At 53.7% G+C, this 25,199-nt stretch carries 22 protein-coding genes and 1 riboswitch; of the genes, 12 read left to right on the top strand and 10 right to left on the bottom strand.

Features of this window, described 5'->3' with window-relative positions; translation table 11 throughout:
- Positions 1 to 84: 84 nt before the first annotated feature.
- Positions 85 to 828 carry an oxygen-insensitive NADPH nitroreductase gene (gene nfsA, locus MHI42_RS18335; RefSeq protein WP_342424762.1) on the top strand — a complete coding sequence of 248 codons (744 nt, stop codon included), beginning with the start codon at positions 85 to 87 and terminating at the stop codon, positions 826 to 828.
- Positions 829 to 930: 102 nt separating this feature from the next.
- Here the strand turns inward: nfsA and MHI42_RS18330 are convergent, their stop codons facing one another.
- Positions 931 to 2,430 carry a glycoside hydrolase family 30 beta sandwich domain-containing protein gene (locus tag MHI42_RS18330; RefSeq protein WP_342420275.1) on the bottom strand — a complete coding sequence of 500 codons (1,500 nt, stop codon included), beginning with the start codon at positions 2,428 to 2,430 and terminating at the stop codon, positions 931 to 933.
- A 222-nt stretch (positions 2,431 to 2,652) separates the two neighbouring features.
- On the opposite strand from MHI42_RS18330, the gene MHI42_RS18325 reads away from it, so the two are divergent.
- Positions 2,653 to 3,033, top strand: coding sequence for an ATP-binding cassette domain-containing protein (locus tag MHI42_RS18325; protein ID WP_171720298.1), 381 nt, complete (start codon positions 2,653 to 2,655; stop codon positions 3,031 to 3,033).
- 497 nt (positions 3,034 to 3,530) lie between these two features.
- On the opposite strand, the gene MHI42_RS18320 is transcribed toward MHI42_RS18325, so the two are convergent.
- From MHI42_RS18320 to MHI42_RS18295, 6 genes are all read right to left on the bottom strand, one after another.
- Positions 3,531 to 4,376 (bottom strand): ABC transporter ATP-binding protein, encoded by an 846-nt coding sequence (locus MHI42_RS18320; RefSeq protein ID WP_342420274.1) that lies wholly within the window; start codon positions 4,374 to 4,376, stop codon positions 3,531 to 3,533.
- Between the two features lie 89 nt (positions 4,377 to 4,465).
- Positions 4,466 to 5,227 (bottom strand): ABC transporter permease, encoded by a 762-nt coding sequence (locus tag MHI42_RS18315; protein WP_039299509.1) that lies wholly within the window; start codon positions 5,225 to 5,227, stop codon positions 4,466 to 4,468.
- Positions 5,224 to 5,517 (bottom strand): MTH1187 family thiamine-binding protein, encoded by a 294-nt coding sequence (locus tag MHI42_RS18310; protein WP_039299512.1) that lies wholly within the window; start codon positions 5,515 to 5,517, stop codon positions 5,224 to 5,226. Before MHI42_RS18310 ends, MHI42_RS18315 begins: the two co-directional genes overlap by 4 nt.
- Positions 5,518 to 5,570: 53 nt before the next feature.
- Positions 5,571 to 6,653: an ABC transporter substrate-binding protein gene (locus MHI42_RS18305; RefSeq protein ID WP_342420273.1), complete on the bottom strand. Its 1,083-nt coding sequence runs from the start codon at positions 6,651 to 6,653 to the stop codon at positions 5,571 to 5,573.
- Between the two features lie 131 nt (positions 6,654 to 6,784).
- A riboswitch (TPP riboswitch) is annotated at positions 6,785 to 6,895 on the bottom strand.
- A gap of 69 nt (positions 6,896 to 6,964) precedes the next feature.
- The gene (locus MHI42_RS18300) at positions 6,965 to 8,425 is read right to left on the bottom strand and encodes a hypothetical protein (protein WP_342420272.1); all 1,461 of its coding nucleotides are present in this window, start codon (positions 8,423 to 8,425) and stop codon (positions 6,965 to 6,967) included.
- A 47-nt stretch (positions 8,426 to 8,472) separates the two neighbouring features.
- Positions 8,473 to 9,681, bottom strand: a complete 1,209-nt coding sequence (locus MHI42_RS18295) for an MFS transporter (protein WP_342420271.1) — start codon at positions 9,679 to 9,681, stop codon at positions 8,473 to 8,475.
- Between the two features lie 161 nt (positions 9,682 to 9,842).
- Between MHI42_RS18295 and MHI42_RS18290 the strand changes: the two genes are divergently transcribed.
- The 8 genes from MHI42_RS18290 to MHI42_RS18255 all read left to right on the top strand — a co-directional run bounded on the left by MHI42_RS18290 (position 9,843) and on the right by MHI42_RS18255 (position 16,761).
- Entirely contained in the window at positions 9,843 to 10,280 is a 438-nt protein-coding gene (locus MHI42_RS18290) for a pyridoxamine 5'-phosphate oxidase family protein (protein WP_336103826.1), read from the top strand.
- 196 nt (positions 10,281 to 10,476) lie between these two features.
- Positions 10,477 to 11,514 carry an EAL domain-containing protein gene (locus tag MHI42_RS18285; RefSeq protein ID WP_342420270.1) on the top strand — a complete coding sequence of 346 codons (1,038 nt, stop codon included), beginning with the start codon at positions 10,477 to 10,479 and terminating at the stop codon, positions 11,512 to 11,514.
- Between the two features lie 97 nt (positions 11,515 to 11,611).
- Positions 11,612 to 12,286: a winged helix-turn-helix domain-containing protein gene (locus tag MHI42_RS18280; RefSeq protein WP_171720290.1), complete on the top strand. Its 675-nt coding sequence runs from the start codon at positions 11,612 to 11,614 to the stop codon at positions 12,284 to 12,286.
- Entirely contained in the window at positions 12,283 to 13,716 is a 1,434-nt protein-coding gene (locus tag MHI42_RS18275) for a HAMP domain-containing sensor histidine kinase (RefSeq protein WP_342420269.1), read from the top strand. The genes MHI42_RS18280 and MHI42_RS18275 overlap by 4 nt, the downstream gene beginning before the upstream one ends.
- A gap of 96 nt (positions 13,717 to 13,812) precedes the next feature.
- Positions 13,813 to 14,724, top strand: a complete 912-nt coding sequence (locus MHI42_RS18270; protein ID WP_042133070.1) for an ABC transporter ATP-binding protein — start codon at positions 13,813 to 13,815, stop codon at positions 14,722 to 14,724.
- The gene (locus tag MHI42_RS18265) at positions 14,721 to 15,437 is read left to right on the top strand and encodes an ABC transporter permease (RefSeq protein ID WP_342420268.1); all 717 of its coding nucleotides are present in this window, start codon (positions 14,721 to 14,723) and stop codon (positions 15,435 to 15,437) included. The genes MHI42_RS18270 and MHI42_RS18265 overlap by 4 nt, the downstream gene beginning before the upstream one ends.
- 2 nt (positions 15,438 to 15,439) lie before the next feature.
- Positions 15,440 to 16,177, top strand: coding sequence for an ABC transporter permease (locus MHI42_RS18260; protein ID WP_342420267.1), 738 nt, complete (start codon positions 15,440 to 15,442; stop codon positions 16,175 to 16,177).
- 218 nt (positions 16,178 to 16,395) lie between these two features.
- The gene (locus MHI42_RS18255) at positions 16,396 to 16,761 is read left to right on the top strand and encodes a metalloregulator ArsR/SmtB family transcription factor (RefSeq protein ID WP_039299548.1); all 366 of its coding nucleotides are present in this window, start codon (positions 16,396 to 16,398) and stop codon (positions 16,759 to 16,761) included.
- Positions 16,762 to 17,074: 313 nt separating this feature from the next.
- Here MHI42_RS18255 and MHI42_RS18250 read toward each other — a convergent pair whose 3' ends face one another.
- Positions 17,075 to 18,169, bottom strand: a complete 1,095-nt coding sequence (locus MHI42_RS18250; protein WP_342420266.1) for a cation diffusion facilitator family transporter — start codon at positions 18,167 to 18,169, stop codon at positions 17,075 to 17,077.
- A gap of 338 nt (positions 18,170 to 18,507) precedes the next feature.
- Here MHI42_RS18250 and MHI42_RS18245 point away from each other — a divergent pair, with 338 nt between their 5' ends.
- The gene (locus MHI42_RS18245) at positions 18,508 to 20,826 is read left to right on the top strand and encodes a heavy metal translocating P-type ATPase (protein ID WP_342420265.1); all 2,319 of its coding nucleotides are present in this window, start codon (positions 18,508 to 18,510) and stop codon (positions 20,824 to 20,826) included.
- 353 nt (positions 20,827 to 21,179) lie between these two features.
- Positions 21,180 to 23,072 (top strand): methyl-accepting chemotaxis protein, encoded by a 1,893-nt coding sequence (locus tag MHI42_RS18240; protein ID WP_342420264.1) that lies wholly within the window; start codon positions 21,180 to 21,182, stop codon positions 23,070 to 23,072.
- A 106-nt stretch (positions 23,073 to 23,178) separates the two neighbouring features.
- Here the strand turns inward: MHI42_RS18240 and MHI42_RS18235 are convergent, their stop codons facing one another.
- Together MHI42_RS18235 and MHI42_RS18230 are read right to left on the bottom strand one after the other, a co-directional pair.
- Positions 23,179 to 24,141: an L-lactate dehydrogenase gene (locus tag MHI42_RS18235; RefSeq protein ID WP_042133078.1), complete on the bottom strand. Its 963-nt coding sequence runs from the start codon at positions 24,139 to 24,141 to the stop codon at positions 23,179 to 23,181.
- A gap of 409 nt (positions 24,142 to 24,550) precedes the next feature.
- Positions 24,551 to 25,057, bottom strand: coding sequence for a cytochrome c biogenesis protein CcdC (locus MHI42_RS18230; protein ID WP_171720285.1), 507 nt, complete (start codon positions 25,055 to 25,057; stop codon positions 24,551 to 24,553).
- Positions 25,058 to 25,199 lie beyond the last annotated feature (142 nt).

Below are 25,199 nucleotides of genomic sequence, written 5' to 3'. Positions count from 1 at the left end.
GCCCTCCTGTTGTCTGGATACTAAATTGTGTTCATAATATTCCTATATAACTGTGAAAAGAGAGGCGAACCTACTGTGAAACCTGTGAATGAAACCCTTGAGCTGTTGAACCGTCATACCTCCGTCCGCCAGTTTCAGGACAAGCCGGTCAGTGACGAGCTGCTCGCTGCCATTATCGGGGCGGGCCAGATGGCCTCGACCTCCAGCAATGTGCAGGCTTATAGCGTAATTGCCGTAACGGAGCCTGCACTTAAAGCGCAGCTGTCCGCCTTATCCGGTAATCAGGCGTATATCGAGCAGTGCCCGGTCTTCCTGGTCTGGTGTGCCGACCTGTACCGGCTGCGTGAGGCGGCGGCTCCCCATCTGCAGGGGGCGCCATCCTATGAGGACAGTACCGAGAATCTGATCGTTGCCACCGTCGATGTTGCGCTCGCCGCGCAGAATGCTGCGGTTGCCGCCGAATCGCTCGGTCTTGGCATCGTATATATCGGCGGCGTCCGCAATAATATTGCTGCTCTGTCAGAGCTGTTGGGCTTGCCGGAGCTGGTCTATCCGGTATTCGGCATGTGCCTTGGTTATCCCGCCGCCGTGAATGGAGTGCGGCCGCGTCTGCCACTGCAGGCCGTGCTGCATAATAACAGCTATGACGCCGAAGCCGCATTGCAGCAGGCCGGGGTGTATGACGGAATCTCACGGGACTATATGCGCGAGCGGACCGGCGGCCAGAGTGAGGCCTCGTGGTCGGAGATCATGGCGAAGCGCCAGGCCCAGCCGTCAAGAATGCATATGAAGGAGTTCCTGCTGGGCAAAGGGTTCATGCAGAGATAACACGTTAAAGTGTGTAACTGAAGCTATATGGATAGCAGCAAGAAGCCTTCCCCCTTAAAGAAAGGGCGAAGGCTTTTTGCTGCTTACAGGATTCAACCCTCTTTATGACGGATTGCCGTACCACTTATATGTCATCACTGACTTGGCAGGCACATTTACGATAAACGACTGGCTGCCCCATTGTATCTTGACGTTCTTGGCCGAGGTCTGCGGATTATAAGCGACAACTACCTTGGAGCCGTCGGGATTCTTGAAGGCCACATTCTTCAGATCATTGCTGGTGTTGGTCTGGATGCGGTAAGCACCCGGAACGACAAATTTGCTGAAGTGGCCCAGCAGATAATATTGCTTGGTATAAGTGACATTGTTCTCCGGATTACTGTTTGAATTGTCAGAGTTCTGAATGGTGACCATGCCCCGGTTGGTGTTGTAGGCGGACAGCAGGGCAGGACCGTCCTTCTGATCAAGTGCGGCGTTCCAGAGAATAACCGATTTGGACCAGTTACGTGTAATATTGATGAATTCAGTGATCATGTTGTCGAAGCCCTGGCTTGTGCCGTTCTGCGGATCATTCCAGGTGCCGAACCCGCCCTCTGTGAACCAGATGTCTTTATCGGGATGGGCATTATGCATGGAGGTCATCTGCGAGCCGTCACCGCTGTCGTAGTGATGGAAGGCGCTGCCGGCGATATAGCTTGCTTTGCCGGAGTTTTTCAGATTCTGAACGACCGTATTCGGGAAGCTCCAGTTCAGATAATTATGGTCAAAAGCAATGATCTTGGTATTAATCCCGGCATTCTGCAAGGTTGGGCCCAGGTAGTCTCCGATGAAGCCGGTCTCATCCTGCTCGTTCATGCCCATCGAGGGGTAAGCCCCGGTTTCATACATGGGCTCGTTCTGTACGGTGACGGCATAAATCGGAATCCCCTGGGCCTGATAGGCTTGAATGTATTTTTTGAAATAGTCGGCGTAGGTCTGATAGTACTCAGCTTTGAGCTTGCCGCCGTTCAGGGTGCCGGAGTACTTCATCCAGGCCGGGGCACTCCACGGTGAAGCAAATACCTTGATACCGGGATTCTTGGCAATCGCCGCTTTGACCATTGGAACGATATAAGGCAGATCACGGCTGATCGTGAACTGACCGAGTGAGGTGTCCCCGGCCGTGTCATCATACGTATAGGCCGACCAGGTGAAGTCCGAGCTGCCCATCGGCTGCCGCAGCACACTCAAGCCAATACCGGTGTTGCCAAACAGCTTCTCCATCACCTCAGCCCGCTTGGCGGCATTCAGCTTATAGTTCAGCAGCCAGGCGGAGGAGTCGGTCAGGGAAACGCCGAATCCGTCCATTTGCTGATAGGTGGTGCCTTCGTTAACGGTAATTGTATAATCGCTGCTTCCGGTGGCGGAGCTGAAGCTCTTGTCTCCGATGCGGGTCAAGCGGGCGCCGGTGCTAAGTCCGACAGCCGGCTCCGTATTCGGATCTGAGGTGGATATCCATACTTCTGCCGTCTCCCCTGCAGCCGAAACCGGTTGCGGCGCAATGCCTCCGATGCCCGCAAGCAGCGCGGCGATCAGCGCTGCTAGTCCAATTCTTTTGATCATACCTTAAACTCCTCTCGATTATGCAGAAATGTAATCGCTTACTTTTATTGCAGGATTATCTTAATTCAATACTCCATAAAAATCAATAATTTCCTCAAAAAGTTATTTATCCGGATGACAGTTGTCACCTTGAACGAATGACAGTCCATACTGATGTTCACTTTCGGCCTCCTGTACTATAGAAATATAGCCGGAGGGCATATGGATACGGAGGGATACAGAATGGATCATGTGATCGAAATGAAGAATGTCAGCAGAAGCTTTCATGATAAAAAAGCGGTAGACGGCGTCAGCTTCACGATTAAACGGGGTTCCATTACAGCAGTGCTCGGGCCTAACGGAGCAGGCAAAACAACTACCTTATCCATGCTTCTGGGGCTGCTTGAGCCCACAGAAGGAAGTGTACAGGTGTTCGGGCTTCCGCCCAAAGATGCCAGGGATGCGGAGGACACCGCAGACCGGATTCTGCTGTTCAGCCGCGGGGCCCTTGTGGCAGACGGCAGCCCGGAGGAGATTAAGGCCAGAATCGTGAGTAAGTCAGTGTCCTTCCTGCCGCTTGGCGATCCGGCGGTGCGGCTGGCTGAGGAGAAGGGCTGGATGTAGGAATAACAGCTGATCCCGAAATCTGCCGGGAAATTGAATCTGTTGTACTTTGTACAGCAGAAATCTGCAAAGTGGTATGTATGGACGATTATTCAGAAATCGGTTGTACGAAATACAGCAGAATGGGATTTATCTCAGAATATTGGGAATTCTGTTGCACCAAATGCAATCACTGGGACAATTGAGCTTCTTAAGCTCACGCTGAATAGGCAATATGTTGTACGTAATGCAACTTTGGTACCCCTATAATAGGGTGTTTGGGAGAATTGTTGTACGAAATACAGCAATTCTCCCGCTAAGCCGCTTGGAGAGGGAGAATTGCTGCTTTTTGTACAACAATCTTGGATTAGAGGCGGGGATAAGGAGGGGAATGTTGTATTTAGTGCAGGATTTCTCCGGAATTCCAGAAAATGTGATTCCCCACCGCAAACGGCAGGTCATCGGGAAATGTGAATAGCTAGGTTCAGCATACATGGGCCGAATAGCGCCGACTCACCTCAAAGGCTCTTGGCCTGCTCCTCGCGCATCCACAGCGAGAGCTGGCGCTTGAGCTGCAGGAACTCCGGCGCATCGGTGATTTCATCGCGGCGCGGACGCGGGAACGGTACATCGACGGTGTGCAGGACGGAGCCGGGCCGTCCGGAGAAGACATAGATGCGGCTGGAGAGCAGCAGCGCTTCTTCGATGTTGTGGGTGATGAACAGCACGGAGCGGCGGTTCCCCTCCCACAGCTCCAGCAGCCAGCGCTGCATCTGCTCGCGCGTCAGCGCATCGAGCGCGCTGAACGGCTCGTCGAGCAGCATCAGCTCCTGCGGAGCGAGCATGGCCCGCAGGAAGGCGGCCCGCTGCTGCATGCCGCCGGACAGCATATGCGGATAAGCGCGCTCGAATCCGCCCAGGCCGACCTTGGCCAGCCAGTGGCGTGCCGCTTCGCGCGCCTCCGCTTGCGGTGCGCCCTGCAGCTCGGCGCCGAGCAGGACGTTGTCCAGGGTGCTCCGCCACGGGAACAGCGCGGGCTGCTGCGGCATGTAGCTGATCTTGCCGCGCTGCCCGGTAACCGGGACGCCGTCCATGCTGACGGTTCCGGCATCCGGCAGCGTCAGGCCGCCGATAATGTGGAACAGGGTGCTTTTGCCGCAGCCGGAAGGACCGACAATCGAGACGAATTCCTGCGGCTCTACCGTCAGCGACACCTGATCCAGCACAGGCGTCTCCCGGCGGCGGTGCGTGAACGATTTGGAGACGCTGCTGACTTCAAGCGCAGGCGGTGTGCTTCTGGCCTCGTCAAGGCTGCTGCCGGGGACGTCCTTCTTGAGCTGTACGGTATTCGTGAGTGGAGACACTTCGGTCAGCTCCTTCTATATAGAATTTTTGTACTTAAGGCTTTATCTCAAACGTGCTCAGTATAGCGTGTATTGTTACCCTGTGCGTGTTAAGCTTCCTTGCGCGGTTTCCAGCGCACGAGCCATTTCTCCAGCAGGGCAATCAGTGCAAACAGCACCAGACTCAGCAGCACAATAATGACAATGGCCACGAACATCCGGTCCGTGCGGTAAGAGGCCTTCTGCAGCAGCATATAATAGCCGATCCCTTTGTCCGCGCCAATCCACTCGGCAACCACTGCGCCCATGACGGCATAGGTCGCGGAGATTTTGAGCCCTGAGAACAGGGAGGGCAGGGAGCCGGGTAGCTCCAGCTTGGTGAAGATCTGCCAGTTGCTTGCACCGGCCATTTTCATATAGTTCAACATTACCCTGTCGCTTTGCGCCAGCCCGCCCATGGCCGCTACGGCAACCGGGAAGAAGCAGACGAGGGTGATCAGGACGATTTTGGGCAGCAGGCCGAAGCCGAACCAGATAATCAGCAGCGGTCCAAGGGCAATGGAGGGCACATTCTGGCTGAGGATCAGCAGCGGGTAGAGCGCTCGCTTAAGCCAGGGCAGCAGATGGAGCAGCAGAGCCACAATGAGGCCGATGCCGGTGCCGACCGGGAAGCCGATCAGGGTCAGCCGCAGCGTTGCGGCCGTATGCGCCCAGATCCCGGAGGCGTTGCCGCGTGATTCACGCGCGATATCGGACGGGCTGGGCAGCTGCCAGGCCGGGATATGGAACACCGATACCGCAATTTGCCATGCGCCCAGAAAAAAGATGACCGCCACAAGGGGCGGCCAGATTTGTCTCCAGGTGCTTCTCACGGCCGGTATTTCTCCGTCAGCTTGTCCATGCTAATGCCGCTGGGATTATGGGCGATCTTGATCTGGGAGATCACGCTCGGGCTGCCGGAGGCAATCAGTGCCTCATGCATCTGACGTACAACTTCCAGCAGCTCCGTGAGCTCGCCTTCCATGGTGGTATCAAGCGGATTCACCTGATGCTTGACCCCCGACTTCTGAATTACCTCAATCGCAGTGTCCACGTAAGGGATCGAATCCTCATTGTTTGGAGTCTTGGGAATTACCTGAATGCTAAGCAGTGTATTAGCCATTTATTATTCATTCCTCTCATGTGAGTTAGTGTCATTACTATTCCACTCGGTGTTTACTGGCCTTCCGGCAAAAATTCATTCGTAAACGTACTTGCGGCATCCAGCGGCTTATCGAGCAGCTTCAGGCCGTACATCCAGTCGGCATAATTCTGCCAGATTTCTAGCTTCTGCTCACCCCAGCGGGCGGCATCGTCCTTGTATTTCGGGCTGAGCCATTTCTGGCTGGCCAGCACCAGCTCGGGATCAAGATCAGGCACAGCGTCGGAGAGGACAGTGGCCGCTTCTTCCGGGTTGTCGATCGCGTATTGGTAACCTTTCGACGTAGCTTTGAGGAAAGCCTTCACCACTTCCGGATGCTCGGCGATTTCCTTCTCACTGGTTGTGAGCACCGGTGTGTAGTAATCCAGCTGCGGCGCGTAATCCTTCAGGTACAGCATATCCAGCGGCTCGCCGCGCAGCTCGGCTTCAATCCCGGTCCAGGCGTAGAAGATCCAGGCGAAGTCGATATCGCGTTTCACCGCAGTGAAGAAGTCAGCTTCGCCGATATTCACCAATTTCACTTTGGAGACATCTCCGCCATCGGGGTCCATGATGGCTTTCATGGCTGCTTCTTCCGCAGGAGAGCCCCAGCCTCCGTAGGTTTTGCCTTCGAAGTCTTTCGGCGTCTTAATGTTGCGGTCCTTTGGAGCGGCAAAGCCGGAGGTATTATGCTGAATGATAGCGGCGATGGATACGAGCGGCACATCCTGCAGGCGGGCCAGGGTGAGCGCCTCCTGTGCACTGATGCCAAACTGGGCTTCACCGGAAGTGACCATCGTATCCGAACCGGCGGAACCCGGCTGCACGATCTCTACGTCAAGACCTTCCTCTGCGTAATACCCCAGCTCTTTGGCGGTATACAGGCCGGTGTGATTCGTGTTCGGCGTCCAATCCAGCGCAATCTTAACCGGGGTCAGCTCTTTAGGCGCGTTGGTGGTGCCGGCTGCAGTTGCTTCAGGTGCAGCGGTGCTGTTCCCGGCGGCAGGTGTGCTGCCTCCGGCATTGCCGCCCGGGTTGCCGTTCCCGTTGCCGCATCCGGCCATCACGAGCACAAGCATAGAGCTGAGCAGCAGCGGTAATACTTTTTTGACTCCCATTTCTCTTCTCTCTCCTTCCAGCAATCCCTAGTCTTCCAAAATTCAGAGTAACCCATACCAAAAAGCGCCCCGGAGACCGGGACGCCAGTTACTTGCGCAAGGTGAGTTCAACTTCAGGCCCATGAAGGGGCTCGGGGTTGAATGAAGATTCCTACGCTGGCATTATCCAGATCAGGTATAAGGGTCAGTATCTTGTGGGATACAATCTCAGCCGGCCAATTCCAGCACCCCTGGTTCTATGAAGTTCACGGGTATTGCTATGTTCTTACGGTGTATTATAGACGGCAGTTCCGCTGTTGTCCAGTGGCCCCTCAATCCTTATCATAGAACCGCTTCTTACGGCGGCTGCGTATTCCGTTCCACGCCTCCCTCAGCGTCAGGCCCAGGCTGACTGCGATCCCGGAGAAGGTGAGGAACAGCGCCAGGTACTCAAACGCAGAGTACTCCAGCATTTTGCTCCAATCGATCGGTGCCTTCAAGTCCTCAATGACCTGATTCATTCCGTAAATCCCGCTTATTACCGTAAATACAGTCAGGACCATCAGCAGCGTATCCCGGCGTTTGGCCTGGAATTTATCCTGATACTGGAACAGGTCATTCAAGGTCATCTTCACTTCATCGAACAGGGCGTCATTGCCGTAAACCTTGCGCAGCTGGAAGAAGATCTCCCGTCCCTGCGACTGCGAAATCAGCTCCAGAAAGTAGAATTTGGCCGAGAACTTATTAATCAGGAAGATCAGATTCTCGATCTCGTCATAATCGTGGTTGATGCGCAGCCGGGAATGCAGATTGGCCAGCTTCAGCAGCACGATTTTATGAAAAATACTCAGCAGCAGCCCGTAATAATACTCCCCGTACATCTGATTAATCAGCTGGGTGGCGATGTCAGTTTCCGCCCGACTCAGGCAGCAGAAGGTCTGCTCATTGGTCATATAATAGGTGTCCGGCCCCCAGCGGCTGTAGCAATGCTCAGAGGTATACTGTTCGATATATTCGGGATCGCTGGCACTGGTATAGGGTTTACCCTCCATATTCAGCCCATCCAGCTGGGAGGCACGGTAGCGCAGCTCGACACTGATCTCATCTATTTCTTCCACGCGGTTGAAGCCATAGAAAGCCTGCACCAGCATCCGTTCATCCACGAAAAAAGGCAAGGTCTCAAAATACGCGCCATCGATCTCCGCAGGGTCGAGAAACGGCTCCAGCCCGGCAACCAGATTCTTGAATACGAAATCCTCTACCTGTCCAAAAGACTTCTTATGACAATGGATAAAGGACTGCTTATCCTGGTAGGATACGTCCTCCAGTGTACGGAAGCGGTCGGCGAATTCCAGCGCAGTGCTGAAGGAGAGATGCTCTTCTTCAATAGCCACTCTTATGGTCAGGAAACCAAGCTCAAACGGGCAGAGGAACACATCCGTGGACAGCACGCGGAAATTCACGGATTGAAACGGCATTTCAAGCTGGCACAGCAGATTGTTCACCCGGGAAAAGCGGCGGAAGGAATCAGCATCCTTCTCACGCGGAAAGAGGACATGAGCGGCGAACGGCAGGTAGCTGCGCTCCATTTTCTCATGGGACACGCAGTAGCCCTCCCCGTAATAAGCATGCTCAAGATCCTTGTTATCGAGAAAAAAACGCGTAAATCCTTCCTGCTGCAGACGCTGGGCCAGCTCTTTGTCCTGTCCGGCCTTGATGGAGAAGGGGAAAATGAATTGCAGCAATGCAGTATGCAGCAGCGGTTCGGGTCTCTCGGAGTGAAGCTCAGCCATATAGGGGTTCCGTCCTTATTCACAGGATATTGAACTTGCTTATTATATTACCCGATTTTCCAGGCGGCCACGCTAAGCAGGAATAATACGGCGGCAAAAGCGGCCAGAAGCCCCGATGTCTGGGCCACCTGCATATGGTTCATGGACCAGCCGGTCAGCAGCGGCAGCACCGCGCCGCCGATTCCGCCCGAGGCGATCATGATGCTTGGCGTGGATTCTTCCGCACCGGGCAGCAGCTTGCTTGCGAAGACCAGGGCGATGGAGAAGATGCCGGACATGAACAGCCCGAGCAGCAGAATGACAGCGAATGCGGCAATCCGGTGCTCTGCGAACGGGAAAATAACCAGCAGCAGCAAAGCGGCGAAGCAGCTGATGAGCACATAGATGCGGTAGGAAATCCGCTCGGCAACCACACCGGCGAATAGTCTGCCCGCCGACATAGCCAGCCAGAAGAAGGTAACCGTCAGCGCTGCCGCAGCTTCGCTCATGCCAAGCTTGGCGATGAAGATCGCCGGCATGAAATTGACCAGACTCATCTCGGTACCTACATAGAGAAAGAAGAAGACGATGAACAGGCCAAGCAGTACCCACTGTTTACCTTTGTAGGGCAGGCGTCCGGATTTGCCGGCGGCGGGTACTGTTGCACTTGCTGCTGCGTCTGCGGAGGCCGCGGCAGCGGCAGGGCGTGACGGCCGCTCATCCAGCACACGCTGGAGCGGACCGAAGCTGCTCTTCGCCCAGAAGAGCAGCGAAACCAGAGAAAAGGCGGCAACGATCAGGAAAGCCAGCCTCCAGCTGCCGGCGGCAATCAGCGGACTTGCGGCCAGCGGCATGAGCAGCGCGCCTACACCGAATAGCACCTCCAGCCGGCTCATGGCAATTGCCGTTCCTTCGGTAATCGCGGCGATAATAATCGTGCCGATGACAGCTTCGATCATGCCGAAGCCGAAGCCTGCAGCTATCGCGATCACGTACATCCAGCCCCAGGGCGGGAGGAAGGCGTAGGCCGTTTCGGCGCAGACCAGCAGCCCGGTGGCGATCAGGATGCCCCCGCGTTTGCCGAAGCGGCGGTTCAGCAGCGGCGAGACCAGCACACCGGCGAGGAAGCCGCCGAACTGGCTGAAGATCAGCTCGCCTCCGGCACTGTAGCTGCGGTCATAATGCTGGAGCAGCACAGGCAGAATAGAGCCCAGCACCACATGGGCAAGGCCGATGACGAAATAGGAGAGACAGCCGATCCAGATTAATTTTTTCAAGGGGAGAGACTCCTTCTGGGTGAATTTATGAACATAGTCCGGGATTCATTATGAACCGAACGGGTACACTATAATAAGCACAGTTTTTATAATAAATCCAAACTGCGGATGTGAATATATAAACTTATATTCACATGAATTCGAAAGGAGCTTTCTCGTCAATGGATAACAAAGAGCTGGAGAAAACGATCATACAGGTGCTGGATGACAACAAGTTCGGGTCCTTCGGCACGATAGAAGCCGGCAACAAACCTAAGGTGCGTTATATGGCGGTATTTCATGACGGATTGAACATTTATCTGGCTACGAACCGCAAGACCCATAAGGTAGAGGAGCTTAAGGATAATCCGAATGCTTGTCTGCTGCTGGGTTACGAGCAGGGCGGCGGCAAGGATGTGCTGGAGATTGAGGCTACCGTAGCTGTCACCAAAGATGAGGGTTTGCGTTCGAAAGTATGGAACACTTCCTTGGAGCAATGGTTCAAGGGACCGGATGATCCCGATTATGTAATCCTGGAGCTCTCCCCGACACGGATTGAATATATGGGCAAAAATAAGGAACACGGAGTATGGCAGGGGACTGCTGCGGTATCCAAGTAAGCAAACGGCGGTACTGAAGGGACCCAGTCCTTTATAATAATAGAGGTAATGTTTATGATCAGGCCTTTCCCGAGCCTTAGGGTTCGGGAAGGGCCTTGCCGCGTTGTGCCGCATGTCCGTAAATAATAGATGGAACATGGGAAATCATGCTATACTTGCCTCAGTATTTTGACATCCTGAGGCGGAGGCGATTGCCATGAATTGTGTTGACTGCGCTGACATAGACCCGATTGAAGATGAAGGGGAGCTGAAGCTGCGCCCCTATTCTGTTCCGCTTGCCGCTGCGGTAAGGAATGCAGGATATGAAGTATTCGGGACAAGCAGGACCTGTATCATTCCCTACCGTTGTAAAGAAGAGTTGCTGGAGCTGTTAGGACGGCTGGAGGTATTCGAGCAGCAGCAGCAGATCTCCTTGTCCTTATGCATTAAGGGCAGAGGAGCCCGCATTACTCTGGAGCGCTGGCTGACTCTGGATCAGCTGAAGGTCCGCTTTTCCAGCGAGAATCTGGTTTCGATTATTATGAGCCATGATTTCTGCAGCCACATGCAGCCGATTGTGAATTTCTCCGAAGAGATTATTGGCTTTGAACTGCTGCTGCGGCCGCTGCCGCAAGGGAATCATTTTCAGCCGTATGAGCTGTTTGAGATTGCCCGGCGTACAGGATTCCATTCCTTTCTTGACCGCGCGGCCAGGATTTCAGCCATTGAGACAAGTACAAGAATGCTGCCGAAGGGCATCAAGCGGTTCATTAACTTTCTGCCCTCCTCTATTTATAATCCCAAGTATTGTCTCACGCATACGTTCGAGACGATTCAGCGGCTGGATCAGAATCCGGAGGATTATGTATTTGAAGTGGTGGAAACGGAAAAAATAAACGATATGCCGCATCTCCGCGCCATTTTTGCCGAATACCGCCAGCAGGGTATGCTGGTTGCGCTGGATGATGTCGGTGCGGGGTATTCGACTGTAGAAGTGATGTCCAGCCTGCAGCCCGATTATGTCAAAATCGACCGTGATTTGATCAGCTTCTGCGATCAGAATAAGGACAAGCAGAACGTTCTGCGGGATATTATCTCCCGGGCCGGGGATTTCGGTGCAAAGGTGCTCGCCGAGGGAATCGAGCGCCGGGAGGAGTTTCTCTTCTGCCGTGACCTCGGCATGGATCTGGGGCAGGGGTATCTCTTCGGGAAGCCGGAAGAGAAGCCGCCGGCACATTTCGGATTCAGTGCCTGAATCAGCAAGATCCATTCTCCCCGGAGCGCAGTCTTGAAGGCTGCCTGCTTCCGGGGATTTATTATGTTATTTGAAGGAGAGAGGGGAGAGGTTCTGCGTGGGTGTTACAGTACTATATGTAGAAGATGACCGTGAGATTGGCAACGCAGTATCTGCGGATCTGCGGGAACGGGAGTATGCTGTCCGCTGGCTGGAGAGCGGAGAAGGCGCGCTGGAAGCGGCTGAGGGCTGCCAGCTGGTGATACTGGATGTGATGCTTCCGGGACTGGACGGGTTCACCGTCGGCCAGCGGCTGAAGCGGGTATACCCGGAGCTGCCGATCCTGATGCTCTCGGCGCGTACCTCCATTGACGATAAGCTCCAGGGGCTGGAATTCGCGGATGATTATTTAACCAAGCCGTTTCATCCCGATGAGCTGGCAGCCAGGATTGAAGTCCTGTTAAGAAGAAGCGGCACGGCTGCCCCTGCTCCCTTGATTCTTAAGCATCTGGTGGTTAGTCCGGGCAGCAGTGTGGTTACGGAAGCCGCAAGCGGACGGGAGATCATGCTTACCGGCAAGCAGTTCCAGATCTTCTCTTATCTGCTGCGCCATCTTGGCCAGATTCTGACCAAGGAGCAGATTTACGAAGCCGTCTGGGGCGAAAGCTATATCGAAGGCGACAAGACACTTATGGTACATATCCGGTATCTGCGCGAGAAGCTGGAGCTTGATCCGGCTGCGCCGGAGATTATTGAGACGGTCAGGGGTATCGGTTACCGGGTGAGAGGATGAAGAGGGCGGGGTGTTTCCAATTTCTGCGCCGTTCCCTGCTCTTCCGGTATCTACTTATTATTATTGCTGCGCTGTTGTTTATTCCCGTTGTTGTACCCCTTACTATTATTCTGTACAGCACCTTTGGCGGATTCACCCGTGAAGATCCCCCCGAGGAATATGCGCTGTATTCAAGCGTCGATAAGCTGGAAATTATATGGCATGAGGAAGCGCGTAAGCTGCTTGGACAGCCTCCGGAGGGGATCACTGAGCGTCTCCGGGCTTTGAGCGAAACCTACCATCTGGCCCGAATATTCTGGGTAGATAACGAGGGCAGAACGCAACTGATCACGGTACCCTCAGGTCCCCCGCTGCTGGAGGGCGGCCATGCCGCCAGGGAGGTTCCCTCTTATTGGACAGCCGCCGACACGGTGTCCTTCATGAAGGATAGCGCAGCGCTTAAACCGCTGGCAATTGTTGCTTTTGTGGGGGATCAGGCTGCAGCGGGCGAGGGCTTCATGGTCATGCAGATTCCGGAAGTAATCACGAATGTGAAATACGCCCAGGGTCTGAATACGTGGTATATGGTAGTCATGATGATATTCTTCATAGTCTTCATCGGCAGCTCCTGGTTCTTCTTCATTATGATTCGCAGAAGGCTGCTGCGTCTGCAGACCGCTATGGTTTTTACCGGACGGGAGGGTCTTCCTAAGGCGGTTATTCCGGGCAAACCTGATGAAATTGGGCGGCTTGAGGAGGCATTCAATACGATGGTGACAGAGCTTGCCGCCAGCCGCTCCAGAGAGACGGAAGAAGAGGGCCTGCGCAAGCGCCTGGTTGCCGACCTGTCACATGATCTGCGAACCCCGCTCACCGTGATCCGCAGCCATCTGCATGTGCTGGGCAAGGAGGATTTATCGGCGCGCGGCCAGGAATCCCTTGAGCTGATGGATCAGCGGATCGAGAGTCTCGGAGGGCTGATTGACAATCTGCTGGCCTATAATCTGCTGAACAGCGGGCGGATGACGCTCAAGCTGGAGCAGAAGGATGTGCTGAGACTGCTGCGGGAGAGCGCTGCGGCCTGGTACCCGCTCTGGGAGAAGGAGGGGTATCAGATTGAGATTGATCTGGAGGCAGCGCCGCTCTACTGGAATGTTGATGTCAGCTGGTTCCGCAGGGTGCTTGATAATCTGTTCCAGAATATTCTGCGTCATGCGCGCAGCGGTTTATATGTAGGTATTTTTACAGAGATCCGCGGCGGTAACCGTGTCCTTGTAATCTCGGACCATGGCGGCGGCCTGGACGGGAGTACCGATTCCAAAGGGGCGGGCCTTGGCCTGTCCATTGTTGATCTGCTGCTCAAGCGGATGGAGCTGGAATGGAGTATGGAGAGTACGGGGCAGGGCACCGGGATTACAATCTGGAAGCGGCTGCCGGACCGGATAATTTGAACAAAATGCCGGACCGGAAAATTTAAACAAAATTTAAACTTGCTGCTTCCGCGCTTTTAACCTTGGGACGTTATGCTGAATACCGAGGTGAAGAGAATGAAGGATACAGTAATAGAAACAAGAGCTCTGCTTAAGGAATACCGTGGCCGTGCGGCCGTGAAGGAACTGAATCTGAATATCAGACAAGGGGAAATCTATGGATTCCTCGGTCCGAACGGCGCCGGCAAAACAACAACGATCCGTATGCTGCTGGGTCTGATTAAGCCGACCTCCGGCAGTATCGAAATTTTTGGCCGGGAGCTGCGCCGGAACAAGCTGCAAATCCTGCGCAAAGTAGGCTCTCTGGTGGAGTCCCCTTCCTATTACGGGCATCTGAGTGCCCTGGACAACCTGGAGGCAATCCGCCGGATTCTGGATGTGCCGAAGCCGCGCATTGCCGAGGTGCTGGATATTGTCTCGCTTACCGGGGAAGAGAAAAGGCCGGTCAAAGGCTTCTCGCTGGGCATGAAGCAGCGGCTGGGCATTGCCGCTGCGCTGCTCGGCAGCCCGGAGCTGCTGATTCTGGATGAACCGACCAACGGGCTGGACCCGTCGGGCATTCAGGAAATCCGCTCACTGATTAAGCGGCTGCCGGAAGAGCAGGGAATTACGGTTCTGGTATCCAGCCATCTGCTGAGCGAAATCGAGCAAATGGCCGGAACCGTCGGCATTATCCGTGAGGGGCAGATGGTCTATCAGGATACGATTGCCCATCTGCAGGAGCAGGCGGCAGGCAATCTGAGCCTGGCGGTATCGGAGCCGGAAGCTGCGCTGGTGACTGCACTGCGGCGCGGGTGCGGCGGTGAGCTGCAGGAGGGAAGGCTGATCCTGCCCCGGATGAGTGATGCCAGAGTATCGCTCCTGGTCAAAGAGCTGGTCGAGGACGGCCATGCGGTCTACAGAGTGGAAGAGCACAGACAATCGCTGGAGGAATTCTTCCTGCAGGTAGTTGGGGGAGGGCAATCATGATGTGGCGTGCACTGTCGGCGGACTGGCTCAAGATCCGTGGCAAAGGCTTATGGTTCCTGGTGTTCCTCGGACCGGTCGGTCTGATTGCCATGCAGGGAGTGAATTTCGGGCTCCGCTATGATTATCTGCGGAATCAATACCAGGCGGATTTGTGGGGAGGCCTGCTTCGCAATGTGTCCGATTTCGTACCGGTAGCCTTGTACCTCGGCGGGACACTGGTCTGCTCGCTGATTGCAAATATCGAGCATCAGACGAGTTCGTGGAAGCAGCTGCTGGCGTTGCCTGTCTCGCGCACGGCTGTGTTCATGTCCAAGCTGCTGATCTGCCTGCTGCTGCTTGTGGTGTCTTGTCTCCTGCTGTCGGCAGGGACCGTCTTCCTGGGTCTGCTGCTCGGATTCAGTACACAGCCCATTCCTTATGCGGATGTCCTGCGGATAGGATTTGCTTCTTACGCAGCGGCTATGCCTGTCATTGTGCTGCAGCTGTGGCTGTCCTTGTCCAGCCGTAACCAGACGCTTCCCGTATCTCTGGGTATGACATTGTCGCTGCTCAGCCTGTTCTCGGTATTCCTCTCTGAGTGGATTCCGTTATCCTGGCCTTCCCTGGCCTGGAATGCTGAGCATCCCTGGTTATTCAGCGGGGCAGGCCTGCTCCTTGGAGTCATAGTGCTGCTGCCGGGAGCCCTGCATTTCGCCCGAAAGGATGTGGCCTGAAGATGAGACCATTCTTGCGAATTATGTCTGCGGAGCGGCTGAAGATGTCGGGGTCCTGGGTCTGGCTGCTGGTGCTGATCAGCCCGCTGATCGCCTTGGCCGTCGGGGCTGTCGCAGACCGGCAACCGGACGGGGTATTCACCTGGCAGGTGTTGCTCAGTGCCATGTCGGTTATTCACGCCATGTTATTCCTTCCGGTGCTCTCGGGCATCTTCGCGGCTCTGATCTGCCGCAATGAGCATAGTGACGGCGGCTGGAAGCTGCTGCTTGCCTTGCCGGTTAGACGGACCTCGGTATACCTGGCCAAATATACAATGGTTATGGCGCTCCTGGCTGCTGTGCAGCTGCTGTTTCTTGCAGCTCTGCTGGGGATGGGATTGTACCGCGGTGCGGAGGGAGCGATTCCCTGGGAACTGCTGCTGACCAGCCTGTTCGGCGGCTGGTTCGCCTGCCTGCCGCTGGCTGCGCTGCAGCTGGCCGTATCCCAGGGCTGGAGCAGCTTTGGCGCTCCTCTAGCGCTAAATGTATGCTTCACCATCCCCAATATCCTGATCGCGAACTCAGCAACATACGGGCCGTATTATCCATGGGTGCAGCCGATGCTTGCCATGTCGCCTTTCGGGAAGGACCGGTTCGGCGCTTTCAACCTGCCTGTGGAGAGCCTGATGATTGTAGTGTCCGGGAGCCTGGCGTTATTTCTGGGAGCGGGGTTGTTCTTCTTTTGGCGTAAAGCGGTATAAAGGCAGGGTTATTGCGGAGTAGGATATAATAATTTGTGCGTGTGATTATGCTGATATTTCTAACTTATAGTTTGCTCTGCTTATACCAGTTATGTGCTGTCTCTCCTGTTCTACATTTCTCTCCATGGACATTGACCGCAGTTTTTTCTATAATTAATCGTAGAAGTAACTATTAACGGCCGGTGAAGCCGGATAAGCATATGGAGGAGGGCGAGAGCATGGAGCCAGCGGCACTTGAAGAATGCGACAACACATGCAATGGTTCCGAGCTGGAACCGGAATCTATGGCATTGATCCTGCCTGACCGCGGGACTACAGACAAGATGGCGGAGATGTTCAAGGCACTCGGCGATCCGACCAGAGTACGGCTCATTTACGCTTTATCCCAACAAGAGTTATGTGTGCATGACTTGTCGTCGATCCTGGATATGGGACAGTCCGCTGTTTCCCACCAGCTCCGTTACTTGCGCAATTTGCGGATTGTGAAACGCCGCAAGGAAGGCAAGACTGTATTTTACTCGCTGAATGATGCACATGTGGAGCAGATCTTCCTGCAGACCCATGAGCATATCCGGCATGAATAGATAGCTCTGAACATGAACAAGGGAATGTCCCGGCAGCTGCGAATAGGCTGCTCGGGGACATTCCCTTTTTGTATTGTGGGGTGAATGAATTAACTGGTTCGAGCTAAAATCCTGTACGAAATACAACATTCCGCTCAGTAAAACGGCGTTAATTCAAAATTGTTGTACAAAATACAGGATTCTTCCTCTTCCAGGCGGCTTAGCGGGAATATTCTTGCATTTCATACAACAATTATCCCCTACACCCTGGTATCTATGAACCCAAGTTGCAATATGTACAACAATTATGCCTTGTCCTGCAAAAGCCTCCCAATTACACAGGAAGCTCCCTATGCTTCAAGGAAGAATTCTCAATCTGCAGGGTAGTGTGGTGAATGCCAAATTTGTCTTCCACAACCTTAAGTGCCTGCTGCAGCACCTGCTGGTGGTCAGTGTGATCCCCGATCAGCAGATGGCCGCTGAGTGCATCCAGTCCGGAGGTAATCGTCCAGATATGCAGGTCATGCACATCAATGACCCCTTCGATTCCCAGCAATGTTTCCTGCACATCACGTATATTCACCGTGAGCGGAGTACCTTCCATAAGAATATGAAAGGCCTGTCTGATGACACCCCAGGCGCTGCGCAGAATGAGAAGGGCAACCAGCACGCTGATGATAGGATCTGCGACGTACCAGGAGAACAGATTCATGATAAGGCCGGCAATCAGGGCGCCGACGGAGCCGAGGGCATCGCCCATAATATGCAGATAAGCGCTCCGGATATTGATGTTGTCTTTAGCTTCGCTCTTGCGCATCAGCGACCAGGCGCTGATGAGATTGGCCAGCAGTCCGACAGCGGCAATCACCATCATGGTTCCGCTGGCAACAGCCGGAGGCGAGAAGAAGCGCTGGTACGCCTCCCACATAATAAAGCCGGCGATAACAAACAGCGTCACCCCGTTGAACAAGGCTGCCATAATCTCAAACCGGAAGAACCCGTAGGAGTTCTTCGATGACGGCGGCTTCGCGGCAATAATCATCGCAACCAGGCTCAGTGCCAGCGAGGCGGTATCGCTGAGCATATGCCCGGAGTCAGATAACAGGGCCAGACTGCCGGTGACAAGGCCGCCGAAGAATTCGAGAAACATAATGCCGCCGGTAATAATTAAGGCGATCAGCAGGCCTTTCTTATTATCCGGTGCATGGGAATGAGAGTGTGAGTGTGAGTGTGAGTGCGAATTCGAATGGGAATGATCCGCAGCCTTGTGCCCGTTGTGCGGGTCTTTGCCGTTCCCGTGCTCGCCGTGCTGGTGCTGCTCTGATTGATCTGAGTAGTCTGAGTGGGTTGAATGCCCCGAATGCCCCGAATCCTTACCATCAGGTGCCCCATTCTGCTTTGTCGTGCCGGAATTTTTAGAATGATTCATGGGTAAAACCTCTTTTCAGTTAACATATGAATGATTGCTCATATGTTAATATTATGACGGCTGAAGTTAATTTACAAGGGTTTGCAGCAAGTTTATTTTCGTTTCAGAGCTAGTTGTCGCAAAAATCCCTGTCGCTTCAATTACCGGTATACCGCACCTTCTCCAGTTCAAGCTAGATAAGTTTTATTTAACGTTGTTTTAATTGTTATTTTTCATGAAAAAGCCAAAAACTATGCGCGGAGTGCATTGACACTGCAAGATTCAGGGGAATATAATATGTGTAAGTTAACATATGAACAAATACTCATATATAGGTTTTACCAAGGGAGATGAGTCATTTGAATACGGTACAAGGTAATGTGAAGCGTAAATGGGTACTCGAGGGTCTGGACTGCGCGAATTGCGCCATGAAGATTGAGAATAAGGTCAAGAAGATCGAAGGGGTATCTTCCTGTTCCGTGAACTTTGCGATGAAGACCATGACGCTGGAGACCGCTGCTTCTGCTGCAGAAGAAGTAGCTGAACAGGCGCAGCATACTGTCACTGCACTTGAACCGCATGTGAAGCTGCGTGAAGTCACCGCTTCGCGGGCGGTCAAGAAGCCGCTGGCTGCTGGCAGCCCAGGCCAGGTACGCCGCGTAGCTACTCAGGGTCAGGAGCATGACCATCCGGGCGGAGAGCCGCATGCCCATGCTGACACACACGGTCATGACCATGCGGCTGCAGAGGATACCCATAGTCATACCTCTGCCGCTGAGGACGGTCATGACCACAGTCACGGCCACAGCCATGAGCACGGGGAAAGCGGTACGCGCAGAATCCTGCTGCGTTTGGCCGGCGGAGCCGTTCTGGCTGCTGCCGGGATGTTCCTCCCGGTCAGTGGAATCGCGGAACTGTTAATCTTCCTGGCAGCGTATCTTATCGTCGGCGGTGAGGTAGTCTGGTCTGCCGCGCGGAATATTATCCGCGGCCAGGTGTTTGATGAGAATTTCCTGATGGCGCTGGCGACCATCGGGGCCTTTGCCATCGGAGAGTATCCGGAAGGCGTTGCGGTTATGCTCTTCTATCAGGTAGGTGAGCTGTTCCAGGGGATGGCGGTGAACCGTTCACGCCGTTCGATTACAGCGCTGATGGATATCCGGCCGGAATTTGCCTACTTGAAGGAAGGCAGTAATCTGCGCAAGGTCTCGCCGGAAGAGGTAGCAGTTGGAGACAGCATCGTGGTTAAGCCGGGCGAGAAGGTACCGCTGGATGGCATCATTCTGGAAGGCAGCGCGATGATGGATACCTCGGCGCTGACCGGTGAATCCGTGCCCCGGTCAACCCAGCCGGGCAGCCAGGTGCTGAGCGGATTCATTAACCGCAATGGTGTGGTTACCATTGAGGTGACCAAGGATTTCGGCGAATCGGCAGTCTCGCAGATTCTGGAGCTGGTGCAGAATGCGACCAATAATAAAGCGAAGACAGAGAACTTCATCACGAAATTTGCCCGTGCCTATACGCCGGTAGTAGTGATAACAGCCCTGCTGCTGGCGGTGGTTCCGCCGCTGGTACTCAGCGGAGCCACGTTCTCGGACTGGATCTACCGTGCGCTCGTCTTTCTTGTTATTTCTTGTCCCTGTGCGCTTGTGGTATCGATCCCGCTCGGATTCTTCGGCGGTATCGGGGCCGCTTCGCGGAACGGTATTCTGGTCAAGGGCAGCAATTTCCTGGAAGCATTAAATGATGTGAAGGTTGTTGTATTTGATAAGACGGGAACCTTAACCAAAGGGCAATTCAGCGTGACCGGGAATTATCCGGCGGAAGGATTCAACCCGCAGGAATTGCTGCGGATTGCTGCTTATGCCGAGAGCCATTCCAGTCATCCGATTGCCGAATCGATCCGCTCCGCTTACGGAGAGGTCATCCCTGGAGAAGCCGTCACGGACTATAATGAAATTTCCGGGCACGGCATTGCTGTCACAGTCGAAGGCAAGGCGGTCCTGGCCGGGAATGCACGGCTGATGGAACGGGAGGGGATTGCAAGCCAGATCCCGCAGCAGAGCGGCACTGTAGTTCATATTGCTGTCGATAAGCAGTATGCCGGTTATATCGTTATTGCTGATGAAGTGAAAGAGGATGCACAGCGGGCCATTCAGGAGCTGAACGCGCTGGGAATCCGCAAGACCGTCATGCTGACCGGTGATGCTGCATCTGTAGCCGAGTCCGTCGGCAGACAGCTGGGCATTCAGGAGATTCATGCGGAGCTGCTGCCCGGAGATAAGGTCGAAGCGATTGAACGGCTGGAGCGGGAGAAGGGACCGAAGGAGAAGATTATTTTTGTCGGAGACGGGATTAATGATACTCCGGTGCTGGCTAGAGCCGATGTCGGGATCGCCATGGGCGGACTTGGCTCCGATGCAGCTATTGAAGCGGCAGATATTGTAATCATGACGGATGAACCCTCGAAGATTGCCGCCGCTATCGGCATTGCCAAGCGCACGCGGACCATTGTGTGGCAGAATATTATTTTTGCGCTGGGGGTCAAGGCCGTCTTCCTGCTGCTGGGAGCGTTCGGAATTGCTACCATGTGGGAGGCCGTATTCTCCGATGTCGGGGTAACCGTGCTTGCCGTGCTCAACAGTATGCGTGCATTGCAGCCTCCGAAATCAGGATAATGCTCAGCTGCCATATTTATAAATTCACTACTTTTGCCGGATTCTGATTTATAAATTATGAAATAATTATGAAAAAGTAAGCCGTCATGATCCTAAATATTGGGTCCTGAGGCTTATTTTTTATTGGATGTATAATGTTTTTTGTCTATTTATGCCGATATATCATTATATATTTACAGCATATGGAAGATTACAACGGTTTTCTGGGGGGACATTCGGTGAAGAAGGCAGGCTTGTGGTCAAAAATGAAAATGAATGCAAACAATGGAAAATCTGGTTCTCTGCAGAAAAAGTGGTCGTTGGTCATTTTAGCAGTTGCCATTGTACCTCTGCTGGGAGCGACCCTCTTTTTCATGCAATACTTTGGGGGCGTGACCCGGGCGGACAGTGAGGAGCTGGCAGAGAGTATCCTGGAGATGAATACTACACGGATCGATGAATGGATAAACTCCAAAACGTCTGCGGTACAGGAACTGATGGCCATGCATCCTGAATTCGACACCGCGCAGCCGGGCACTATATTTCCGGTAGTCAAGGTGCTGGAAGACAGCGATAGACAGTCCGAAGGCTACAGTGTCATTAATAAGGAAGGGATATTGTCGAATTCCCTTAATCTTACCGCCGATGTCAGCGGAGAGGCGTATTTCCAGGAAGCCAAGACGAGCCATGCACCGGCTGTAGCCGATATGTCTTTTTTGGAGCAGCTGAATAAAAATATTATTCCGGTCTTCGTTCCGGCAGTGGACAAAAACAATCAATTCGCCGGAGGCATCGCCTTCTCGGTAACACCTGATATTCTGACGGAGATGAGCAAGAACATCCATGTAGCCGAAACCGGTTATGGATATGTGATCTCAGGACAAGGTAATTATTATACCTCTTCGGATCCGGAGCGGATCGGGAAGAACATTGCGGACTATGCCGGAACGCCGGAAATGAAGGAAGCCTACAAGAATATACTGGCAAACGACAAGGGTTCGGAGACCTACAAGGGCGAAGACGGGAAGCAGGTCATCACCTATTTCCGTACGATCCCCAGTACAGACTGGAAGCTGCTGATCAGCGTTCCAAAGAGTGAGATTACAGCCAAAGTAACTTCGGCACAGACCATCTCCCTGATATTCGTTGTTATAGTTATGCTGGTTGTTATCGGAATCTCGCTTTATCTTACCCGCTTGATTGTGAAGCCGATAGTAGCGATCTCCGGTGTAATGAGACGGGTGGCAGAGGGTCATCTGAGTGATCGGGTGGCAGTGCGTTCCGGAGATGAGATTGGCCAGATGAGCCAGAGCATCAATGATATGATTGCAAGCCTGGCCGGAATTGTCGGCAAAATCGATGCCACAGTCGCTCAGGTAGCGGTCTCTGCAGAGGGTGTGCTGAACTATGCCAGTCAGACCTCCAATACTTCGGCGGAGATCGAGACCGTGGTCCAGGAAGTGGCGCGGGGGATGGAAGAGCAGTTCAGAGGTTCGGAGCAGTCGGCCAGAGCCACGGAGGAGATGGCCATCGGGCTGCAAAGAATTGCCGAATCCTCGGTCAGTGTATCAGATCAGGCGGAAACGGTCAGTACCGAGGTAGAGAACGGTTATCTGGAGATCCAGGCTACACTTGAGCAGATGACAGTAATTAGCACTACTGCGGGGAAGACTTCAGAGCTAATCAACAACCTGACCGGTCAATCAGAGCAGATTGGACAGATCGTGGATGTGATCTCGGAAATCTCCAATCAGACGGGGCTGTTATCACTTAATGCTTCTATTGAAGCGGCCAGAGCAGGCGAGCACGGGCGCGGCTTCGGGGTTGTAGCGAACGAAGTGAAGAAGCTGGCTGAGCGCACCAATGGAGCCATCGTGAACATTGTTGAACTGATCCGCCAGATTCAAGAATCCACCAAGAATGCTGCGGTCTCTATGGAGAAGAGCGTAGTTGAAATCGGTGATGGTATGGGAAAAATGAAAAATGTGGGCGAGTCGTTCAACCATATCCGTTCTTCGATCCGCGAGGTTTCCTTGCAGATTCAGGATGTATCTGCCATCAACGAGCAAATGTCGGCCGGGACGGAAGAGATTACGGCTTCCATCTCTGATATGCTGATCATTGCAAGGGATTCTGCGGAAAGTGCCGAGATGGTTGCAGAGGCTTCAACTGAACAGCGGAATCTGATGGGTAAGGTTGTAACCTCGGCTGAATCCCTAAATGGGCTGATGTCCGAATTGCGGAACGAGATTGAGAAGTTCCATTAAGGGCTGGTTGCAATAAAAAAACACCCCTCTGCCGCACGGGTTACCGTGTTTGAAGCAGAGGGGTGTTTGCTGTTTAATGAATCAATCCGCAGATGCAAGGTCAGGCTTACAGCTTTTCTTCCAGCTGCAGACTCTCAATTCCGCCGCGGATAATGCTGCATGAGGCTGCGAATTTCGCCATTTCAGCATCGCTGAGGTTCAGCTCCAGCAGTTCCTGGATACCGCCGCTGCCAATAATGGCCGGTGCACCTGCGCAGACGCCGCTTTGCCCGTACTCGCCGTCCAGAATCGCCGAAACGGCGATGATTTTGTGCTCATCATTCAGAATGGAGCGCGTGATGTAGGCCAGTGCACTGCCGATCCCGAAATGCGTGGAGCCTTTGCGGGTGAAGATCTCCCAGCCGGCATCCTTCGTCTTGCGGGCGATATCCTCAAGGTCCAGGCTGCTGAAACGCTCGCGGTGCTGTTCCATGATCTGCAGAAGCGGCTTGCCGCCGATCGTTACATGGGACCAGGCCACGAACTGGGATTCCCCGTGCTCGCCGAGTGCGTAACCGTTGACGCTACGCGGATCGATGGTGAATACCTCGGACAGCAGCGTCTTCAGGCGGGAAGAATCAATCGAGGTGCCGGTGCCGATGATCCGGTGCCGCGGCAGGCCGGATATTTTCCATACCATATAGGTGACAATATCAACGGGGTTCGCGGCTACGACAAAGATACCGTCGAAACCTCCGGCCATAATTTCGGTAACAATCTCCCTGGTAATGACAGCGGCGGCATCCAGCACATCCAGCCGGGTCTGCCCTGGTTTGGGATTGGCGCCTGCCGTCAGAATGACGACATCCATCCCGGCGCAATCGCTGGAGGTGCCTGCGTACACCTTAGTGCGTGTTCCGGTGAAATCCATGCAGTGCGAGAGGTCAAGCGCTTGTGCCATGGCACGGTCGTAGGTGCGGTCGATCATCATGATCTCATCGCAGATGGCCTGATTAACCATGGAGTAGGCGCAGCTGGAACCTACCATACCAGAGCCGACGATTGCCACTTTTCTCGATTTACTTTTCAATTGCCTTGTCCCCACTCTCTAGAAGTATGCTTTTATTCTAACTGATCTTATCGGAAGTTACCTGACATGAAGTTGAAAAAGCCACGCGTCGCCTGCCCGTTTTTCGACACAATTGACATCAGAGGTTAGAAATATGGCGGTCCAGCCTTATACTGCTTCACTGCTATAATTATTATGTGATCCGGGCTGTTAAGAACCATACAGAAAGCCCGCCGCCTATTAAATATGAAAGGGGATGTCCCAAGCAGTCATGATCATGGCTGTTTGAGACACCCCCTGTTTGTGGATATAAGGATGCATAAGTGTCATTCCGCGAATCATCCTTATACTTCCCGCTGAAACGTGACCGCTCTTTGAACAAGGCGGCAAAGCCGTTTCCACCCTGCTGTCCAGGATGTATGTATCCTGCTTACCCTCTGGTCTGTGGTATTGGGGCCTCGGCAGGCAGCATCCGGGTGTAGTGCTTATACATGAACACTCTCCAGTGGAGAATCATGCCAAAGGCCAGAATAAAGAATAATCCGCCGGATTGCGGGACGGATACATATTGATTGATAAACTCATGGAGAAGGGTGCGGATCAGCAGCAGTCCAAGCAGAATGAAGGCGAAGCTCTTGGAGCGCTGGGCATAAATCTGTCCTTCCCGTTCCTCGAACCGGGTGCTGCGCATTAGCGGATAGGCGAAGATAAACCAGCCGACCAGGAAAGCTGCAACAGCCCACCACCAGGGAAATCTGACTTCCGGGACTACAAACATGGCGAATCCGGTGGACATGCCAAGCGGCGGAATCCATATTTTGCGGACGGTTACCGGACGGGCACTAGCCTTCAGGCGGATAAAAATAACCATCAGCGCCATGAACACGGCTCCCAGCGTGGAGCCCACATGCAGAAGTGAGGGGTTGATATTGCCCATGATTCACTTTCCTCTCTGTGATTTGGGTCACTTATTTCTTCATTATAGCAGAAAAAAGATCCAATTCAGAATGGATCACCGGCCGTGGTGAAGGCGGCCCCTGGATGGTCCACACAGCAAACCCGCCAGGGTTAACCCTGGC

It is taken from the genome of Paenibacillus sp. FSL E2-0178, from assembly GCF_038593005.1.
Classification (GTDB): domain Bacteria; phylum Bacillota; class Bacilli; order Paenibacillales; family Paenibacillaceae; genus Paenibacillus_AQ; species Paenibacillus_AQ phytohabitans.
The sequence above is the reverse complement of the archived record's forward strand: the minus strand, read 5'-3'. Positions and strand labels throughout refer to the sequence as shown.

Coding starts and splice junctions, on each gene's coding strand:
- MHI42_RS18260 (WP_342420267.1), top strand. CDS start 15,440: ATGAGACCATTCTTGCGAATTATGTCTGCGGAGCGGCTGAAGATGTCG.
- MHI42_RS18300 (WP_342420272.1), bottom strand. CDS start 8,425: ATGGCTGAGCTTCACTCCGAGAGACCCGAACCGCTGCTGCATACTGCA.
- MHI42_RS18265 (WP_342420268.1), top strand. CDS start 14,721: ATGATGTGGCGTGCACTGTCGGCGGACTGGCTCAAGATCCGTGGCAAA.
- MHI42_RS18305 (WP_342420273.1), bottom strand. CDS start 6,653: ATGGGAGTCAAAAAAGTATTACCGCTGCTGCTCAGCTCTATGCTTGTG.
- MHI42_RS18285 (WP_342420270.1), top strand. CDS start 10,477: ATGAATTGTGTTGACTGCGCTGACATAGACCCGATTGAAGATGAAGGG.
- MHI42_RS18240 (WP_342420264.1), top strand. CDS start 21,180: ATGCAATACTTTGGGGGCGTGACCCGGGCGGACAGTGAGGAGCTGGCA.
- MHI42_RS18255 (WP_039299548.1), top strand. CDS start 16,396: ATGGAGCCAGCGGCACTTGAAGAATGCGACAACACATGCAATGGTTCC.
- MHI42_RS18310 (WP_039299512.1), bottom strand. CDS start 5,517: ATGGCTAATACACTGCTTAGCATTCAGGTAATTCCCAAGACTCCAAAC.
- MHI42_RS18325 (WP_171720298.1), top strand. CDS start 2,653: ATGGATCATGTGATCGAAATGAAGAATGTCAGCAGAAGCTTTCATGAT.
- MHI42_RS18330 (WP_342420275.1), bottom strand. CDS start 2,430: ATGATCAAAAGAATTGGACTAGCAGCGCTGATCGCCGCGCTGCTTGCG.
- MHI42_RS18250 (WP_342420266.1), bottom strand. CDS start 18,169: ATGAATCATTCTAAAAATTCCGGCACGACAAAGCAGAATGGGGCACCT.
- MHI42_RS18270 (WP_042133070.1), top strand. CDS start 13,813: ATGAAGGATACAGTAATAGAAACAAGAGCTCTGCTTAAGGAATACCGT.
- MHI42_RS18290 (WP_336103826.1), top strand. CDS start 9,843: ATGGATAACAAAGAGCTGGAGAAAACGATCATACAGGTGCTGGATGAC.
- MHI42_RS18275 (WP_342420269.1), top strand. CDS start 12,283: ATGAAGAGGGCGGGGTGTTTCCAATTTCTGCGCCGTTCCCTGCTCTTC.
- MHI42_RS18230 (WP_171720285.1), bottom strand. CDS start 25,057: ATGGGCAATATCAACCCCTCACTTCTGCATGTGGGCTCCACGCTGGGA.